Genomic DNA, 18,813 nt, shown 5'->3' with positions numbered 1-18,813 from the left:
GGCAGCCATGAAGGTGCGTGTCAACGACGTCGGACCCCGCGACGGCTTACAGAGCCAGGGCAAGACATTGAGTGTGGACGCCAGGGCGCAGTTGATCGAGGCGCTTGTGGGTGCCGGGCTGAGAAATATTGAAGCCGGCAGTTTCGTTTCCCCGAAAGCGGTTCCGCAAATGGCGGGCACCGACGAACTTTTCAGCCGTCTGCCAGCGAGCGACAAGGTTCGCTATGCAGGGCTGGTGCCCAATATGAAGGGTTACCAGCTGGCCACCGCCGCCGGCGCAAAGGTTGTCAACGTGGTTCTGTCGGTTACCGATACCATGAATCAGAAAAATATTCGGATGTCCCTGGATGAGACTGCTGATGTATGCAAAGCCATTGTGGAACGCGGGCATCTGGAAGGGGTCGAGGTGCAGGCCTATCTGGCGGTTGCCTTTGAATGTCCCTTCGAAGGTCTGGTTGATCCGGAGGTCGTTGCCCGATATGCGCGGCTGATGCATTCGGCCGGAGCCGCCAAAATTATCATCGCCGATACCATTGGTGCTGCCAACCCGACCCAGGTCCGTCAGGTTCTGGACCTCGTGGTTCCGGAAGTTGGGGCAGACCGACTTTCCTGCCACTTCCACGATACCCGGGGCATGGCCCTCGCCAATATCACAGTGGCGGTGGATCGGGGTGTTTGTGAATTCGATTCCTCCATCGGCGGTCTCGGCGGTTGCCCTTTCTCACCGGGCGCGACCGGCAATGTCGCCACGGAGGATGTGGTACTCCTGCTCAACAGTATGGGCCATGACACCGGTATTGATCCGCTGGATCTGGTGCCTCTGGTTCACCTGGCCGAAGAGCTCACGGGCGTGCCCCTCGGTGGCAAGAGCTTTCGCTGGTTGAGCCAGCAGCGTGCCAAGCTGCTCGGGGAGGCCGGTCATGTTGGCTAAGGTGCTTGGGATTACCGCGCAGCTGGCGCCCTGGGCCATCGTTGGTGGCCTGGCCTACGCCGCGGCTTTTATCAAGCCCGGTGTGGAACCTCTGCCTCTGCCTCAGCCACTGAACGAACCGCGGGATCTGTTCTATGACGTCAGCGCCTCGGAAGCTGGCCGGTACTGGTTCGCTGGCAACAACGGCCTAGTGCTGGAAGCTGGAGAAACCCTTGAGGACTGGCATCGGCATGTGATGCCCGAAAACGTGAACCTCCAGGGTATTGCTGCCGATGATAACGGTACCGTGCTGGCGGTGGGGAATGCTGGCTGGACTTTCCGTCATCATGGCGATGGCGAGTGGGAGCCGTTGCAGTTACCGGTGTCCGACATTGCCGGTAAATTGATAGAAGTGGCCTGGCTTGACGGTCATTTCTGGGCCATTGGCGAGATGGGTGCAGTGTTCCGCTCCGACGCCCAGGCGAACCAGTGGCAGAACCTCAGTATCGAAGGTGACGTTGCCCTCAACGATATTGCCCGGACTGAAGCCGGCGAACTCTGGATTACCGCTGAATTTGGCACTCTCTATCACTCCCGGGATAACGGTCAGTCCTGGCAGGGCGAAGAACTGGGCTACGAAAGCCTGCGTTCGGTGGCCTTCCATGGCAATGACGGCGTGATTGTTGGCAATGGCGGCGTGATATTCCGCAGCGTCGACGGCGGCCAGACCTGGGAAAAGACCCCTTCACCGACTACGGAGCATCTCTACGACGTGATTCACGACAGCCAACGCTGGCTCGCCACCGGCAATGGCGGGGTGCTGCTTAGCTCAGAGGACGGAACTCGGTGGCAGGCGCTCCAGCCTGGTAACTTTGCCAACGGATACCACGCACGCCTGGAGCCTGTAAAGAATGGTGTACTGATCGCGGGCCAGACGATTGGACTGCTTTCTGATGACAGCTGGCAGACTTGGCCGGATGCCATGGCAGGGGGAATCTGATCATGATCAGTGCATTTGCCCGTTCCCTCTCCGAATTCTGCATCCGTCACCGTGTTTGGGTGACTGCCATTATCTTCGTGTCCACTCTGTTAATGGCACTGACCCTGCTGAAGATCGACGTACGAACCGTATTCAGCGATATGGTGCCAAGCGACCATGAATACGTGGACGTGCATGAGACCTACAAGGATACCTTCGGCGGCAGCAACAAGGTGTCGATCCTGGTCCAGGCCCGTGACGGCGATATCATGACCCAGCCGATCCTTGAGGAAGTTAAACGGATTACCCGGGAGTTGGCAAAGGTGAGCGGCGTTAACCCGTTCCAGGTAGTATCTCTTGCTTCCCGCAAGCTCAAGTCCGTCAGTGCTTCGTCGATGGGTATCGAGAGCGTACCGCTGATGTGGCCGGATGTCCCGGAATCCGATGCCGGCATTGAGGCCCTTCGCGAGGCCATCATCAACAACCCGCTGGTTTACGGAATCTACGTCGAGCCCGACCTGTCCTCGACTCTGATTCAGATGGATTTCTATGACCATCTGGTGGACTACAGCAAGATTTTCCCGCAGGTCCAGGGGATTCTGGATGCCTCCCCGGTGGCCGATCAGGTAACGCATCATGTGGTGGGGGAGCCTATTCTCTATGGTTGGGTCGACTTCTACCTGGATGAGACTGTCTCCATTGCCCTGATCTCCCTAGGCGCCATGCTGTTTGCCCTGTTCCTGCTGAACCGCACTTGGCGCGGCACCCTGCTGCCTCTACTCAGTGGCGTGGTGTCTACCATCTGGGCCCTGGGTATCGGGGTTCTGCTGGGCTTCAACTTCGATCCACTGGTGATTGTGGTGGCGTTCATCATCACCGCGCGCTGCTTCAGCCATGCAGTGCAGTTAATCACCCGGTTTGACGACCTCTGCGACGGCGAGGGTGTGGAGCCGCGAAAGGCCGCCGAGCAGACCATGAAGGAACTGTTCCGTCCCGGTCTGCTGGGGCTGGTGTCCGATGCCGGTGCCATCCTGTGTGTGGTGCTCACACCCATTCCGCTGCTGCAGAAGGTGTCGATCATCGGTGCGATCTGGGTGATGACCATCGGCTTCTCTGCCGTGATTCTCACGCCAGTGCTGCTGAGCTGGGTCAAGGCGCCCCTGCGCAATGCCCACCCACTGAACCTGCGCTTCCTCCTGAATGCCGTGCTGTCTGTGGCCGTGAAAGTGGTCGAAACCCGGGCCAGGTTCTTCGTCCTTCCAGTCACACTGATACTTGTTGCCGCTCTTGTGTTCAAGGCCACCGATCTGACCATTGGCGACGCGACCACCGGTTCCCCCATCCTTTGGGAAGATTCCCAGTTCAACCGGGACAGTGCCCTGATCAACGCCAATTACCCGGGCACCGAGCAGATGTTCGTGGTGCTGGAGGGCGAGAAGGAGGACGCGCTCAAGCGCCCGGATGTCCTGGCCTGGATGCAGGGTTTCCAGCGCCGTATGGAACGCCTGCCCTCAGTGGGAGGCAGTGTCTCACTGGCTGACATTGTGGTGGACGTGCGCCGCAACCTGTACGAGGGCAACCCCCGGTACCGGGAGCTGGGCGCTACCCAACTGGAAAATGGCGAACTGATCAGCTTCTACATGCAGGGGGCTGCGCCGGACGATCTCGCCCAGTTCGCCGACCCGCTGTTCCAGAACGGCTCGGTGATCCTGTTCTTCCGGGACCGTCAGGGCGAGACCCTGCGTCACGCCACCTACCAGATCCGTCGGTACATTGAGGAAAATCCCCTCGAAGGCGTGGATGTGCGTCTGGCGGGTGGTTCCCTGGGAATTATTGCCGCGGTCAACGAAATCCTGCTGTCCGATCAGATCGAGGCCATCGCTCTGGCGCTTTTGGTGGTCATCCTTTCCTGCCTTGCCGTTTACCGCTCGTCGGCCAGCGGCATCTTTTTCATTGTTCCGGTGCTGATCTCCAACGTGGTGACCTTTGCCTTCATGGCCTGGCAAGGCATCGGCATGAGTATCAGCACTCTGCCTGTCGTCGCCCTCGGGATTGGTCTGGGCGTGGACTACGCGTTTTACATCGTCGATTCGGTGAAGGAATACCTGGAAAAAGATCCCGGGGCAGACCCCATGGATGCTATTCGCCAATCCCTGTTTTCTGCCGGCCGCGGCGTGCTCCTCACGTCTGTGACCCTTGCGGCCGGCGTTTTGTTCTGGTCCCTGTCTTCGCTGCGATTCCAGGCGGAGATGGGCACCTTAATTGGGCTGTGGCTGCTCGTTTCAGCGTTCACTTCGCTGTTCGTGATGCCATCCCTGGTTCGGGTGTTGAAGCCGAAGTTCATCTTCGGTGACCGCCCAGTAAAGGCCGAATCCGATCAAGGTATGGAACGGCTGGCGCAATCCACTCACTGATGATGGGTACCAAAATGAAGAGAGACAACAAAAACTCAACCTCGATTCACCGTCCCTGGCAGCGAGGCCTTCTGGCCAGTGCTGTGCTGGCAGCGTCGGTGAGTGTGCCTCAGATAGCTTCGGCCGAGGAAGACTGGCTCACCAAGGACTGGGAGGTCAGCGGTTACATTCGCCAGTACCTGTCCTGGAACCTCGAGAATCCGACATTGATCGGCCCGGACGGTGAGCAGAGGGACGACTATCGCTACGACCTGTCCATGGCGCGCACCGTTGGAAAGCTCGATCTGTACCGTGACTTCGGCAACTGGCGGACCAAGATAACTGGCCGGATTTCCCGTGAATCGCCTACTGACTACGGTAAAGATCTTCAGGATGTCATGGATGAATGGGCGGCTACCGGTGGTGCTGCAGGCTCCAGCGTTAACCTACGCGATGACGTCTACGACGACGAGGAACTCCGGGAATTCTGGGTGCAGGGTGACCTTACCGATTCCACCAACATCAAGGTGGGTCGCCAGCAGGTGGTTTGGGGCGAAACGGACTTCTTCCAATTGCTGGATGTGGTGCACGGCTACGACTTCCGCTGGCGCTCCTTCCTGGAACCGGAAAACGAGGAGCTTCGCAAACCGCTCAACATGGTCAACCTGACCCAGCAGTTCTACGACCTCGATGGCAGCCTGCAGGTGCTGTACATCCCCGGAAAACTTAATGATGGCGAAGACAGGGGCAACAGTTACGACGTGGAAGGCGGCCGCTGGGCTAACAATCCGAACAAGGGCATCACCTTTGCCTCTGCCCCGTTTGGTGCCAACGTGAAGTATAACTACGACCATCCGGACGCCGATATGGATGACGACTCCTTCGGTCTGCGTTGGAGCGGTCTGGCCGGTGACTGGGGATACTCGGTCGGGTGGTTCCGGGGTCCCAACCCTAATCCTGTTGTGAATCCGAACCCCGCCACCAATCCGGGTCAGCCGCAGTTGCAGACCGGCCCCTACGAGGGCGTGTATGAAGGCGGTGCCACCGAGGCCGGTGAGTTCATCTATCCGTTCATTGATGTCTTTGGCGTAACCGCCAACAACTACTTCGCGGGTCCGGACCTGGTGTTCAGTACTGAACTGGCCTACATACCGAATGCTCCCTACAACGTGGGCATCGAGAGCATCGCCGAAGGGCCCGGATGTGGTTTCTTCCCGGGCTTCTGTGGAATTGAAGAGAAGAAGCTGTTCCGGTCCATGTTCCGGATCGACAAGCAGCTGGATCTGCAGGACGTGCTGGGTACCAGCCGCCCATCCTTCTTCACTGTTCAGCTGTTTAACAACTGGATTACCGACTACGAGAAAGAAGAGCAACTGGTCAACCTTGCCGGCTTCGGCGGCGAGACCGAGGAATTCAGCAGCATCATCACCGCGGTGCTTGCCACCAACTACGCCAACGACCAGATCAACCCTTCCCTCGCCATTGGCTCGGACCTGACCTATGGCGGTGGCTTTGTTATTCCGGCGGTCGAGCTGGCCTATGGCGACCACATCCGTGTGCGCCTGGAGGCGGACATCTTCTTCCACGAGAAGGATCAGGAACGCCCTCTTCAGGGCTTCAACGATACGAACCTGTTCGGGTACTTCTCCGGCAACGATCAACTGCTTGCGCGGTTGACCTACCAGTTCTGAGCATATGAGGAGAGTAACAATGAAAACAATCACATCCGTTAAAAGTCTCACCCTCGCTGTAGGCCTTATGGCCGGCTCGGGCTTCCTGCAGGCCGCTGAACTGTCGGCGGGTGACACCATAAACTCGGGTAACCTGGACCAGCGCCTGTCAGATACCTTTCATGGTGACAGCCTCGACGGTCTGCTGACCGATCTGCAGAAGCGACTGATCCGCGAAGAGGGCCTGGAGATCACCCTGAAGGATCCGGAGCCCATCAAACTGGGTGAGGATTACCTAGAAGCCACCGAGCAGTATTCGGCCAGCGCCACGTTCAACCCGGATACCCGGATGATGGAAGGCTGGCAGGCCGGCATGCCGTTCCCGAACGTGGACGAGAACACCGCGTACGCTGCAGAAAAACTCATCTGGAACCATCATGTTGCCCAGCCCACCAAGAACTTCCAGGACTACCCGGAGTTTGCGTACCTGTTTGTGGATGACGAACGGGGCCTGGAGCGTACCCAGGAGTGGGTCCTGCGCCGCTACTACATGAAAGGTCGCCTGGGTGAAGAAAGCACCGTGGAGGGCGACGGCGATGTACTTTGGAAGCAGCTGCTCTACGCCACCTACCCTGCCGATATCCGTGGCCTGGGCCTTTTCACCGTACGCTATGACAGTCCGAAGCTGGATGACAGCTGGGCGTACATCAAGTCGGTACGCCGCACCCGCCGCCTATCCGGTGGCACCTGGATGGATCCGATCGGCGGTACCGACCAGCTGAATGACGACATCGAGATCTTTAACGCCCACCCCACCTGGTACCCCGAGTACAAGCTGCTGGGCAAGCGCAAGGTTCTGGTTGTTGCCAACAGTCAGTCCACCGCCTGGAATGAAGACGCCAGCGGCAGTGCTGCCTTCCCGATTGTCGATCTGGACAACGCCCCCTACTGGAACCCGAAGGACCAGTGGGAGCCCCGTGAGGTCTGGGTGATTGAGGCCGTCGCTCCGCCCGAGCATCCGTACAGCAAGAAAGTCATGTACATGGATGCGCAGTTCCCTCGATTCTACATGGCAGACGTTTACGATCGTAAAGGCGAGTTCTGGAAATGGATGAACTACAACCTGCGCACCATTGAAACCGAGGATGGCGACCGGGGCATTGTCTCCAACGCGGGCTTCACCATCGATTACCAGCGTCGTCACGCCACCATCTTTGTTCTGGCGCCCAGCGCCAAACTTAACACGGATGGGTTTGATGGCAATTCCATCAGTTTGCGCGAGCTTGAGCAGGCAGCAGTTCGCTGAAGCCGGCCCAAACCCGATATAGAACAGTCAGGAGACACCTATGAGCTTTCGACTAGGGGTTGATGTGGGTGGTACCTTCACGGACTTGCTCCTCATCAACGATGATACCGGGGCAACCTATACCGCCAAGGTTCCCTCTACCCCCTCGGATTCGTCCGTGGGGGTACTGAACGGGATCGAGAAGATCTGCCGCACCTCGGGTATTGATCCAAAACAGATCCGCTCGGTGATGCATGGCACCACGGTCGCCACCAACGCCATCCTCACCCAGAAGGGTGCCAAGGTCGGTTTGGTGACTACCCAGGGGTACAAACAGGTTCTGCATATTGCCCGCTCGTTTGTGCCAGGTGGCTTGGGGGGCTGGGTTATCTTCAATAAACAGCCGCTGCTGGCCCCGCTTGAGCACACAGTGGAAGCGGTGGAGCGCCTGAGCGCCAGCGGCGAGGTGGTCACGTCGTTGGACGAGGCGGATATCCGGACGAAGCTCGAAGAGTTGCGTGACGCCGACATTGAAGCGCTGACAGTGTCACTGATCAACGCATACGCCAGCGGTGTCCACGAAGAGAGGATAGCCGAGATCGCCGAGGAGGTAATGCCTGGCATCCCGGTATCGCTCTCTTCCCGCGTGGTTCCGGAAATGCAGGAATATGAGCGCACCGAAACCACGGTGGTCAACAGCTTTGTGCGTCCAGAGGTTTCAAGTTACCTGGACCATCTCGAAGCGGAAATCCAGGCTCGTCTGGCCGATGATGTGCAGCTTTCGATCCTGCGCTCCGACGGTGGCCTGGCAACCTGTGACTCGGCATCCTACACACCGGTCAACCTGCTCCTCTCGGGCCCCGCCGGCGGTGTTGCCGGTGCGATCTGGTTCTGTTCCCGGGGTGGCTTTGACAAAGTACTTACCTTCGATGTCGGCGGTACCTCCACGGACGTAGCGCTGATCGAAGACAACCATGCACGCCTGCGCCGGGAGACAAGAGTGGGGGACGTGGCCGTTCGTGCTCCATCGGTCGATGTTCGTACCGTGGGTGCCGGCGGTGGTTCCATCGCGTTCGTACCGGAACTGACGAAAGCACTCCGTGTAGGCCCTGACAGTGCCGGCGCAGAGCCGGGCCCGGCGGCCTACAACAAGGGTGGCGAGCAGCCTACCGTGACCGACGCCAACGTGGTACTGGGCTACCTGCCTGCTAATCAAAAACTGGGCGGCGACATGGAAATCCGGAAGGACTTGGCCGAGGCTGCGGTCCAGAAAGTTGCGGACGCCATGGGCGTGCCACTGAAAGAAGCGGCGGAGGGAATTGTTCGCATCGCCAATGAGCACATGTTCGGAGCCCTTCGACTGATCTCTGTCGAACAGGGCTATGACCCCCGGGAATTCGCCCTGTGTGGCTTTGGTGGCGCAGGTCCGCTGCACGCCAACGCGCTTGGTATCCTGATGGATGCCTGGCCGGTGATTGTACCGCCATCTCCCGGCGTTCTCTGCGCCTACGGCGATGCGACCACCCGAGTGAAGGACGAGGCGTCCCGATCCCTGATCAAAGGCTTCTCTCAGCTGGACAAAGAGAGCGTGGTTAGCATTTTGGAAGGGTTGACCCGTCAGGTTACCGAGTCCCTGGAGAAGCAGGATATTCCGGCTGACCAGCAGACCATCACTTGGCAGGCGGACGTGCGTTACCAGGGCCAGGCATTGCTGCTGACCCAGGATGTGTCGCCGGATGCCCTCCGGGACCAGGGCCTCGCTCTTCTTCAGAGCGCATTTGATGCGGAGCACGAGCAGCTCTTCAGCTTCTCCCTCGACGAAGAACACGAACTGGTGAACCTGCGCGCTATTGCCCGGGCGCCACGCCCGAATATAACCGAGCGGGAATGGGCGACCGAAGCCACCGATCTGTCCGCTGCTATTACCGGTGAAAGTCCGATCTATTTCAACGGTGCCGATCATAACGCCACGCTTTATGATCGCGAGCGGCTCTGTCCGGGGCACGTCTTGCCTGGACCGGCTATCGTGACCGAAATGGATTCCACCACCGTCGTCTTCCCCGGCTATCAGGCGGAAGTGGATAAGGTGGGTAACCTGTTGATTGAACCTGTCGGCCGCCAGGGCAAGGAGTAATCGTATGCCTGCGAATATCATTCAGCCAAACAGCACCCCGTTGCAAAAGGTCGACGTGGATACCGTGACACTCGACATCATCGAGAACGCCATGGCGAACGCCCGCAATGAGATGGATGCAGTCCTGTTTCGGACCGCCATGTCCCCGGGCATCCGGGAGCAGGGTGATGCTTTTCCGATGATTGCCAATCACGAGGGCAAGATGGTGGTAGGGCAGTTCGGCTCTTTCATCACAGGCTTCATCCAGTCCTACAACGGCGATATCGAGGAAGGCGACATCTTCCTCACCAATGACCCCTACATGTGTGACGGGGCAGTGAGCCACCTGCCGGACTGGCTGGTGCTGGTCCCGGTGTTCAAGGACGGCCGCCTGATTAACTGGGCTGCCATGTTCGGCCATATGTCGGACGTTGGCGGCAAGGTACCGGGTAGTCTGCCCACCGACGCCCAGACCATCTTCGAGGAGGGGATTCGCATCCCGCCCGTGAAGATCTACAAGAAGGGCGAGCTGAACCACGATGTGCTGGAATTGATCCTCCATAACGTGCGGATGCCGCGCTGGAACCGCTCGGATTTCAACGCCATCGTCGCTTCCTGCCGCACCGCCGGACGCCGCTGCGTAGAGCTTGCCCAGCGATTCGGTGACGACATCTTCAGCAGTGCCCTTGGCATGATGCTGGAGCGTAACTATATCGCGATGCGGGAAATCATCCGCAACGTGGTGCCCGAGGACAAGCGCTCGTTTGAAGACTACATCTGTGACGACGGCGCTGGTCTTGGGCCCTATACCATCCGTTGCACCATGTGGCGTGAAGGTGACAAAGCGATTTTTGATTTCGAGGGTACCGACCCCCAGGCTCCGTCCTCAGTGAACTTCTACCTCAACGAGGAGATGTTCAAGATGTTCTTCGGTGCCTTTACCATCAACCTGTTTGACCCGTCGATCCTGTTCAACGATGGCTTCTACGATCTGGTGGAGGTTCGGATTCCCCAGGGTAGTATTCTCAAGCCGAATTTCCCGGCGGCGCTGTCTTGCCGGACTCACCTGCTCGGTCGCATTTTCGACGTGATGGGCGGGCTGCTGGGTCAGGGCACGCCGGATGCCATGAGTGCCGCGGGATTCTCTGATTCTCCGCACTTCATGTACTCCGGCTACGATGACAAGGGCGAGTGGTTCCAGCTCTTCCAGATCGGTTTCGGTGGTATTCCTGGCCGGCCGGTCGGCGATGGCCCGGATGGCCACAGTCTTTGGCCCGGCTTTACCAACGTGCCCAACGAATTCGTGGAGGCTTACTTCCCGCTCCGCATCGAAACCTATGAAACCATCATTGATTCCGGTGGTGCGGGCAAACACCGCGGCGGCAACGGCATCCGTGTAGGGTATCGCTTGCTGGCAGACGGAGAAATTTCCATCCACGATGATCGCTGGTTGACCTACCCTTGGGGCGTTAACGGAGGCGACCCCGGGATGCGCAGTCGGAAGGAATTGGTGAAGGCAAATGGCGAACGCCGGGTACTGCCCTCCAAGTGCGACCATATCAAGGTGGAAAAAGGCGATCTCGTTGTCTTTGACACCTGGGGTGGCGGCGGTTGGGGCAACCCCCTGGAGCGGGATCCGGCGGCAGTGGCAACCGACGTGGTGAAAGGGCTGATCAGCGTTGACGGTGCCCGTCGCTATGGTGTGGTCCTGGATGCTAAAGGCGCCATTGACCAGTCGGCCACCGAGGCCTTGCGTACAGAGATGGCCGGCAGTCGTGATAACGACGCTCTGTTCTCAAGGGGTGGCACCATCGAGCAGATCAAGGCTCGTTGTGAAGCTGAGACGGGATTGCCCGCGCCGGCAACGCCGGTTTGGAACACCGCAGGGGTGCACTGATGGCCCTGTCATCCAACGTGCTGAAACGGGGACAGCGCTATGCGCTGATCCTCGTGGATCTCAGCGTCGGCTTTACCGACCCGTCACAGAGCCCTTTGGCGTCCGAGTCTGACGACGTGGTTGAAGCCAACCGGGTGTTGCTTGAACGTTTCCGGGAACGCGGCTGGCCGGTGTTTTTCACCACCGTCGCGTATTCGGAGCCGTCCCAGGCTTCGGTATTCCGGGAGAAACTGCCGGCACTCAACGTACTGGAAGCCGGTTCCGGGCTCGTGGAGATGGACTCAAGACTGCAACCCCGGAGCGACGAGCCGGTCCTCGTAAAACACTGGGCCAGCGGATTTTTTGGTACCGATCTGGATGACCGGCTCAAGGCCGCTGGCGTGGACGGAACGGTGGTTACGGGTCTGACAACCAGTGGCTGTGTGCGGGCCACGGCGCTGGACAGCCTTCAGCATAACTATCGGACCCTGATCCCGCGGGAAGCGGTCGGAGACAGGGATCCTGACGCCCACGAAGCGAACCTGCGGGATCTGGGGATCAAATATGCGGACGTTATGTCTCTCAGCGAATTGCTTGCGTTTCTTGACTAGAGCGGTGATGGCCGCATATTTGGCCCTCCTCGTAGGGTGTGCGGCAACACCCGCCGGCCAGGAAATCGGCAGTAACCGGCAGGCGTTTCTGGAACGACTCTCATCCGATCCGCAGGCCTGCCAAACCTACCGCGAAGCCTATGTGCGTGGATTTCGGGAGAACGTCAGCGCTTTGGCGCAGTCAGATCAGGCTGGCCAGGCAGAGGCCGCGCGGCAGCTCAGTCAGGCCCGTGAACGTCTGCTGGCGGCGGGATTAAGCGAACCTGACTGCGCTCGCCCTTACTGCATCATCGAACCGCTTCAGGAAGGTAAGCTCGAAACCTGGTGCGGCTATCGTCTGGATGCCGACAGGGGTGAGGAACTCTATCAATGGCTTGACTGGGAGACCGTTCAGGCTGCGGTGCAACGCCAATAACGAGGACAACAAACATGGCTGCGCGTACGCTCTACGACAAACTCTGGCAGCGCCACCTGGTGGATGAACTGCCTGACGGTTCCGCGTTGCTCTACATCGACCGTCATTTGCTGCACGAAGTGACCACGCCCCAGGCTTTTTCCGGTCTGCGCTCGGCTGGTCGAAAGCCCTGGCGAATTCCGGCCAATGTAGCGGTGCCCGATCATGCCGTACCAACCCGGAAACGGGAACTCGGCGTCGCAGGTATTGCCGACCGTGTTGCGCGAAAACAGGTGGAAACCCTGTCGCGTAATTGCGAGGAATTCGGTATTCCGTTGATTGAACTGGAAGATGCCCGGCAAGGGATCGTACACGTGGTGGGTCCGGAGCAGGGCCTGACCTTGCCGGGCATGACCATCGTTTGCGGCGACTCTCATACCTCCACTCACGGCGCTTTCGCGACGCTCGCCATGGGAATCGGTACCAGCGAGGTGGAGCATGTGCTGGCCACCCAGACCCTGCGGACCCAGAAACAGAAAAACATGCGAGTGGTGTTCGAAGGTCAGCCAGGTTTCGGGGTGACCCCAAAAGACCTGATTCTGGCGCTGATTGGGCGTATAGGGACCGCTGGCGGCAACGGATATGCCATTGAATACGCCGGTGCAGCCATTCGTAACCTGTCCATGGAGGGGCGCATGACCATCTGCAACATGAGCATTGAAGCCGGTGCCCGGGCAGGCATGGTTGCTTATGACCGGGTGACGGAACAATACGTGGAGGGCAGACCCCAGGCGCCAGTTGGCGAGCGCCTGGAGCAGGCTCGTGAGTATTGGCGCACGTTGGTTTCGGATGCGGAGGCAGATTTTGATCGCGAGGAGCATTTTCCGCTGGAAGCCCTGGTGCCGCAGGTAACCTGGGGCACATCCCCAGAGATGGTCACCGGTATTGATGGCAAAACCCCGGATCTTTCTCAGCTGGCGCCGGAGAAGCGGGAATCGGCCAGGCGGGCTCTGGACTACATGGGGCTTGAGCCCGGGCGCCCCCTGAAGGGGTTGTCAATCGACAAGGTTTTCATTGGTTCTTGCACCAATGCCCGCATGGAGGACTTGAGAGCCGTCGCTAATCTGGTGCAGGGACAGAAAGTGCACCGGTCGGTGAAACAGGCTCTGATTGTTCCAGGGTCTGGCCAGGTTCGCCTGCAGGCAGAGCGGGAAGGTCTGGATATGATTTTTCGAAATGCTGGTTTCGAGTGGCGGGCGGCGGGATGCTCAATGTGCCTCGGTATGAATGATGATCGGCTTAACCCTGGCGAGCGCTGTGCCTCCACTTCTAACAGGAACTTTGAAGGCAGGCAGGGCAAGGGTGGTCGGACTCATCTGATGAGTCCGCTGATGGCCGCTGCGGCTGCGTTGGCGGGCGAAATCACCGATGTGAGGGAGGTATAGGATGGAGGCATTCAAAACACACACCGGTCTGGTCGTTCCTTTCGACCGGTCGAATGTGGACACCGACGCAATTCTGCCCAAGCAGTATCTTAAAATGCTGGAGAAAACCGGGTTTGCAGACTTCCTCTTTGATGATGAGCGATATCTGGACCCCGGTGATGTGGACATCCCCGTGTCGGAGCGCAGACCGGATCCCGACTTCATTCTGAACCGGGCGCCCTACGACCGTGCTTCCATCCTGCTGGCCAGGGCAAACTTTGGCTGTGGGTCATCCCGGGAACACGCGGTCTGGGCCCTGAAGGACTTTGGCGTTCGAGCGGTTATTGCCAGCAGTTTTGGGGATATTTTCTTTAACAACTGCTTTAACAATGGCCTGCTTCCGGTAATACTCGACGAGTCAACCATTGACGAATTGTTCAATTTGGCCAGTGACACGGACGGTCTGGAACTGACGGTGGATTTGGAGCAATGCGAGATTCGCAGTCCGAAGAAGACCTGGCGTTTCGTGGTTGAGTCGGGTCGGCGGGAGAACCTCCTCAGCGGTCTGGATGAGATAGGTCGTACCCTGACTTTTTCAGGCTCCATTCAGGCCTACGAGGCGAACCGAAGAACCCTGGAACCCTGGCTTTTTGAGTAGAACCGGATTGAGGAGGGGATGATGGAGTTCAATAACGCCGAAGCAGATCGAGTTAAGTTGTGCCTGATCGGCAACTCCAAGCTCAGCAAGATGGTTCACTCCCTGATTCCGGAATTCCAATCCATCGCTGAGATCGTCATCATCGACAGCATCTTCAACGATGCCCTCATGTCTGCGCGGCGTCTGGTCGAGCATGACGCGGTGGATGTGTTCATTAGCGCCGGAGCGAATGCGCACTATCTGAAGGACACCTTGCCGGTGCCGGTCGTGGCACTGGAGCTCAGGCAATCCGATTTGGTCAATGCCGTACTCAAGGCCCGCCAGATCAGCAACAAGATTCTTCTGCTGACCTATGAACACCAGAGCACCTGGACTGAGTTTCTCGATTACGTGGAAGGTGTCGACATTGTTCATCGCACCTATAAGACTGCAGAAGAGGCCCGGGAAACCTTCCACGGTGTAGAGAAAGACGGTATTGGTGTGGTGATCGGCTCCAGCTTTATCTGTGACCTGGCTGAGCAGGAAGGCCTGCCGTTTGTCATGGTGTATTCGAGGGAATCCTGCCGTTACATGGTCCGAAAGGCGATCTCTGTGGCCGGAGAGCACAAGCGCGAAGGCGAACGCCGAGCGTTTGTGCAGTTCCTTATGGATAGCGCAAGCAGTCCAACCATCATCACCAACCGGGACGAACAGATCATTGGATTTAATCGAAGTGCTCTGGGTCTGGTGAAGGGACTAGCTCGCAACAAACGCATTGATCGGTTTTTGGATAGCCGGTTTCTGCAAACACCAGATACGGTTGCCGAGGGCATTCAAGTGGGAGATCGGCTGTGTCGGGTTCAGAAGAGCGCCTTTGAAGTCGATGGTGTGCGAGTGGGGCACCTTTATGCCTTAACCGCGGCGCCGCAGAGCAAGTCTGGATCTGAAGGTAAGACCAGCGGGCTTATTTATGAGTCTGGTCGCATGGCGGAGGTCGCGCACTTTCTTCAAGTTTACGGCGCTACTCCGGGCGCAGTTTTGCTTAGAGGTGAAACCGGGACTGGTAAGGAGCTTGCGGCGAGAATGATTCACGACTCCAGCGCCAACAAAGAGGGACCTTTTGTTGCTATCAACTGTGCCGCTATTCCCAGTGAGCTCTTTGAGTCAGAATTGTTTGGTTATGCCGATGGCGCTTTTACAAGCTCGCGTAGTGGTGGCAAATCCGGGTTGCTGGAAACCGCCAACAACGGCACCTTTTTCATGGACGAAATCAACTCTTTGCCTTTGCCGCAGCAGGCTAAACTTCTGAGGGTGCTGCAAGAGCGGGAAGTCCGGCCGGTCGGCTCGCGAAGGTCCATAGCTCTCAACATCAAGTTTGTCGCTGCATGTAACCACGATCTGCTGGAGGAGGTTCGAGCTGGTCGGTTTCGGGAAGATCTTTACTACCGGCTCAACGTGTTCATAGTGAATCTGCCGCCACTACGTGAGAGGCCAGACGATATTGAACCCCTGACCCGCCACTTTATCCAGTCACTCGGCAGGCAGTACGGAATTGATGCCGATGAAAATGCCTTGGCCGAGGTCTTGGTTCCCCGATTCAGGCGATATGGTTGGCCTGGCAATGTTCGCCAGCTGGAAAATCTGATGGAGCGTTTGCTGGTGTCGTCCACGCTTTATTCATCAACGGAACAGTTCGCGTCCCATCTTCAAAGCTTGGCCCCGGAGTTGTTCGAGTTGACAGATCTGGGCCAATCCGGGTTAACCGAGGGCTGTCACCTGCAGTCCGTCGAGCAGGAGGAAATCCTTAAGGTGCTTGGTCGCTTCGGGGGCAACAAGACCAAAGCTGCGGAGTACCTCGGCATCAGCCAGACCACACTCTGGCGTCGATTGAAACAGATGAGTGCCGATCCCCGGGCAGTGGGTAACGATCAATCCGGAGAATAATATGGCAATAGGTACAGAACCGGTCCACCTTGACCCCGACCCCTTTGAACATTTCTTCATTGGCCAAGGCCACTGTGTGGGAAATCTGATATTTCTGTCGGGCCAAGCAGCGATTGATCAGATTGGGGGCGTCGTTGGCCCGGGGGATATTGATGCCCAGATTGATCAGGCAATGGCGAATATTGAGCGGGCACTGAATGCCGTAGGGTCGGGCGTCGATCGCATTTTCAAGATCACTGTATACCTTACAGACATGAATAACTTTGAAAGCGTTATAAAGATGCGGGAACGCTACTTTGACAAACCCTGGCCTGCAGATACGACGGTCGGTGTGTCCGCACTGGCCCTGCCAGAATTGATGGTTGAGCTGGATGTGATTGCCACCCGGCCCTAACCGGGTGGCAATGCGTGGGTTTACTGCAACTGATCCCGAATCAGTTTCTTGTTGATCTTGCCAACACTGGTCTTCGGAATATCTTCCACGAAATCAATATGCTCCGGGATCGCCCATTTATTGATCTCGCCGCTTTCCACAAACTGCTTCAGATGGTTCTGGATATCCTCTGCACTGGCTTGCTCGCCCGGCTTCAAGGTGACCAGAGCATGCGGGCGTTCGCCCCATTTTTCATCAGGCACGCCAACCACCGCAGCACCGGCGACAGCGGAATGCTGGCTGATCAGGTTTTCCAGATCCAGTGAAGACAGCCACTCGCCACCGGTCTTGATCACGTCCTTGATGCGATCCTTGATGGTGATGGTGTTGTCCGGCTCCATGGAAGCCACGTCGCCGGTGTGAAGCCAGCCACCTTCCCAGAGCTGTTCGCCTTTCTCGGGCTCCTTGAAGTAACCCTGGGTCAGCCATGGCGCGCGGGCCACGATCTCTCCCTTGGCCTCGCCATCATGGGGGACCGGGTTGCCTTCGGGGTCCACAATTTCCAGCTCAACCATGGGCGTCGCAATACCGGTCTTCACCCGGATCGCAGTTTGCTGCTCAAGAGGCAGTTCCAGGTCTTCGGGCTTCAGGTGCGACGCGCAGAGCAGCGGACAGGTCTCAGACATGCCGTAGGCGGTGTAAAGTTTGATGCCGAGCTTGGCCCCGGCGTCGCAAAGCCCTTTGGTGAGTGCGCTGCCGCCGATCAAGACGTGCCAGTTGCTCAGGTCGGCCGTCTTGATGGATTCGGTGGCCATCATCATCTGCATGATCGTGGGCACGCAGTGAGAGAAAGTCACTTTGTGTTCCTTGAGCAGATCCACCAGTAGCTCCGGCTCATAGCGGCCCGGATATACCTGTTTGATGCCCATCATAGTGGCGGCATAGGGCACGCCCCAGGCATGCACATGGAACATGGGCGTCACTGGCATGTAGACCGATGAGGAACGCATCAGCGGCATCTCGTCGAATGACGCCACGGTGCCCGTCATGGCCAGCGTGTGCAGTACCAGCTGGCGGTGGCTGAAGTAGACACCTTTGGGATTGCCGGTGGTGCCCGTGGTGTAGAAGGTGGTCGCTACACTGTTTTCGTCGAAATCGGGGAAGTCGAACTTGTCATTGGCTCTTGCGAGAAGGTCCTCATACTCCCCGACAGCCTCAACAGGTGCCTGTTGTGCGTTATCGCTGTCGGTGAGCTGAATCCAGGTCTTGACCGTTTTGATCTCGTCTTTGACGGCCTCAATGATCGGGAGGAAGTCGTCGTGAACCAGAACCACATCGTCTTCGGCGTGGTTCATGGTGTAAACGATCTGGTCCGGCGACAACCGGATGTTGACCGTGTGCAGAATGGCGCCAATCATCGGAATGGCAAAGAAGCACTCCAGGTACCGGGGGGTATCCCAGTCCATGACCGCAACGGTATCGCCCGGTTTCACGCCGGCATCGGTCAATGCGTTTGCCAGACGGTGAATGCGCTCGACGAGATCCGTATAGGTGTACTTGCTGCGGTTGGAGTAGACAATTTCCTGGTCTGGATTGTACCTGGGGCCCGAGAGCAGGAGTCGTTTGATCAGCAGCGGGTACTCATAGGCGTTTTCAGCCGGGGGTAGAATGCGTGTCTGTGCCATTACGTGTGTCCTCTTTCCCAGTTGTTGGTGTTATCGCGAGAAACAGGAATAAATCTGACACAGATTGGCTGAAACAGGAACCGAAAAGGGTGAAAAAATGCAGAGCGAACGGTGGCTTAGGTGCGAAATCCGTTTCGCTCTGCGGACGCGCCCCTCAGGGGCAGCGATATTACTCGTAGGTGCGGAATTACTCGTAGGTGCAGAGGTAAGCCGTGTCGATGTCGGTCTTTGCCTTGAAGCTGGCCTGACCCGCTACGTCAAAACTCTCGCCGGCACCGTAGGTCATCCACTCTTCCATGCCGGGGAGCAGCACAGTGAGGGCGCCGCTGATGACGGTCATGGTTTCTTTCTTGCTGGTACCAAACTCGTACTCGCCCGGGCTGATCACGCCAACGGTGGCTGGCAGAGTCGAGGTCTGGAAGGAAATGGACTTGGCCTGGCCTTCGAAATATTCATTTACTTGCAGCATGTGCTGGCTCCTCGAATGATGTGGGCAGCCTACTATACGGGAATTTCGTG

The 18,813-nt window shown here is 58.0% G+C and carries 15 protein-coding genes; 13 read left to right on the top strand and 2 right to left on the bottom strand.

Going from position 1 to position 18,813, the window contains the following annotated elements; all coding sequences use genetic code 11:
* Positions 1 to 7 precede the first annotated feature (7 nt).
* Genes HP15_RS12960 through HP15_RS12900 form a run of 13 tightly spaced genes read left to right on the top strand, consistent with a single transcriptional unit; the run spans position 8 to position 16,630 of the window.
* Positions 8 to 931: a hydroxymethylglutaryl-CoA lyase gene (locus HP15_RS12960; protein ID WP_014577891.1), complete on the top strand. Its 924-nt coding sequence runs from the start codon at positions 8 to 10 to the stop codon at positions 929 to 931.
* Positions 921 to 1,910 carry a WD40/YVTN/BNR-like repeat-containing protein gene (locus HP15_RS12955; protein WP_041645432.1) on the top strand — a complete coding sequence of 330 codons (990 nt, stop codon included), beginning with the start codon at positions 921 to 923 and terminating at the stop codon, positions 1,908 to 1,910. Before HP15_RS12960 ends, HP15_RS12955 begins: the two co-directional genes overlap by 11 nt.
* A gap of 2 nt (positions 1,911 to 1,912) precedes the next feature.
* The gene (locus HP15_RS12950) at positions 1,913 to 4,303 is read left to right on the top strand and encodes an efflux RND transporter permease subunit (RefSeq protein WP_014577889.1); all 2,391 of its coding nucleotides are present in this window, start codon (positions 1,913 to 1,915) and stop codon (positions 4,301 to 4,303) included.
* Between the two features lie 14 nt (positions 4,304 to 4,317).
* On the top strand, positions 4,318 to 5,973 hold the full coding sequence (locus HP15_RS12945; protein ID WP_227499633.1) for a DUF1302 family protein: 1,656 nt from the start codon (positions 4,318 to 4,320) through the stop codon (positions 5,971 to 5,973).
* A gap of 19 nt (positions 5,974 to 5,992) precedes the next feature.
* A complete protein-coding gene (locus HP15_RS12940; protein WP_041645430.1) occupies positions 5,993 to 7,258 on the top strand; it encodes a DUF1329 domain-containing protein in 1,266 nt (421 codons plus the stop codon).
* A 40-nt stretch (positions 7,259 to 7,298) separates the two neighbouring features.
* Positions 7,299 to 9,371 carry a hydantoinase/oxoprolinase family protein gene (locus tag HP15_RS12935; RefSeq protein WP_041645427.1) on the top strand — a complete coding sequence of 691 codons (2,073 nt, stop codon included), beginning with the start codon at positions 7,299 to 7,301 and terminating at the stop codon, positions 9,369 to 9,371.
* 4 nt (positions 9,372 to 9,375) lie between these two features.
* Complete coding sequence (locus HP15_RS12930) at positions 9,376 to 11,247, top strand: hydantoinase B/oxoprolinase family protein (protein WP_014577885.1); 1,872 nt, start codon at positions 9,376 to 9,378, stop codon at positions 11,245 to 11,247.
* Positions 11,247 to 11,837 (top strand): isochorismatase family protein, encoded by a 591-nt coding sequence (locus tag HP15_RS12925; RefSeq protein ID WP_014577884.1) that lies wholly within the window; start codon positions 11,247 to 11,249, stop codon positions 11,835 to 11,837. The genes HP15_RS12930 and HP15_RS12925 overlap by 1 nt, the downstream gene beginning before the upstream one ends.
* Positions 11,838 to 11,844: 7 nt before the next feature.
* Positions 11,845 to 12,252: a hypothetical protein gene (locus HP15_RS12920; protein ID WP_041645426.1), complete on the top strand. Its 408-nt coding sequence runs from the start codon at positions 11,845 to 11,847 to the stop codon at positions 12,250 to 12,252.
* Positions 12,253 to 12,266: 14 nt separating this feature from the next.
* The gene (gene leuC / locus HP15_RS12915) at positions 12,267 to 13,676 is read left to right on the top strand and encodes a 3-isopropylmalate dehydratase large subunit (protein WP_014577882.1); all 1,410 of its coding nucleotides are present in this window, start codon (positions 12,267 to 12,269) and stop codon (positions 13,674 to 13,676) included.
* A gap of 1 nt (position 13,677) precedes the next feature.
* A complete protein-coding gene (leuD, locus tag HP15_RS12910; protein WP_014577881.1) occupies positions 13,678 to 14,313 on the top strand; it encodes a 3-isopropylmalate dehydratase small subunit in 636 nt (211 codons plus the stop codon).
* A 21-nt stretch (positions 14,314 to 14,334) separates the two neighbouring features.
* Positions 14,335 to 16,236, top strand: a complete 1,902-nt coding sequence (locus HP15_RS12905; protein ID WP_041645423.1) for a sigma-54-dependent Fis family transcriptional regulator — start codon at positions 14,335 to 14,337, stop codon at positions 16,234 to 16,236.
* 1 nt (position 16,237) lies between these two features.
* Entirely contained in the window at positions 16,238 to 16,630 is a 393-nt protein-coding gene (locus tag HP15_RS12900; RefSeq protein WP_041645421.1) for a RidA family protein, read from the top strand.
* 20 nt (positions 16,631 to 16,650) lie between these two features.
* Here the strand turns inward: HP15_RS12900 and HP15_RS12895 are convergent, their stop codons facing one another.
* Together HP15_RS12895 and ppnP are read right to left on the bottom strand one after the other, a co-directional pair.
* Positions 16,651 to 18,294 carry a fatty acid--CoA ligase gene (locus tag HP15_RS12895; RefSeq protein WP_014577878.1) on the bottom strand — a complete coding sequence of 548 codons (1,644 nt, stop codon included), beginning with the start codon at positions 18,292 to 18,294 and terminating at the stop codon, positions 16,651 to 16,653.
* A 187-nt stretch (positions 18,295 to 18,481) separates the two neighbouring features.
* On the bottom strand, positions 18,482 to 18,763 hold the full coding sequence (gene ppnP / locus HP15_RS12890; RefSeq protein WP_014577877.1) for a pyrimidine/purine nucleoside phosphorylase: 282 nt from the start codon (positions 18,761 to 18,763) through the stop codon (positions 18,482 to 18,484).
* Positions 18,764 to 18,813: the final 50 nt, after the last annotated feature.

The sequence above is a fragment of the Marinobacter adhaerens HP15 genome (genome assembly GCF_000166295.1).
In the GTDB taxonomy this organism is placed as follows: domain Bacteria; phylum Pseudomonadota; class Gammaproteobacteria; order Pseudomonadales; family Oleiphilaceae; genus Marinobacter; species Marinobacter adhaerens.
This window is presented reverse-complemented; position numbering and strand designations above follow the sequence as displayed.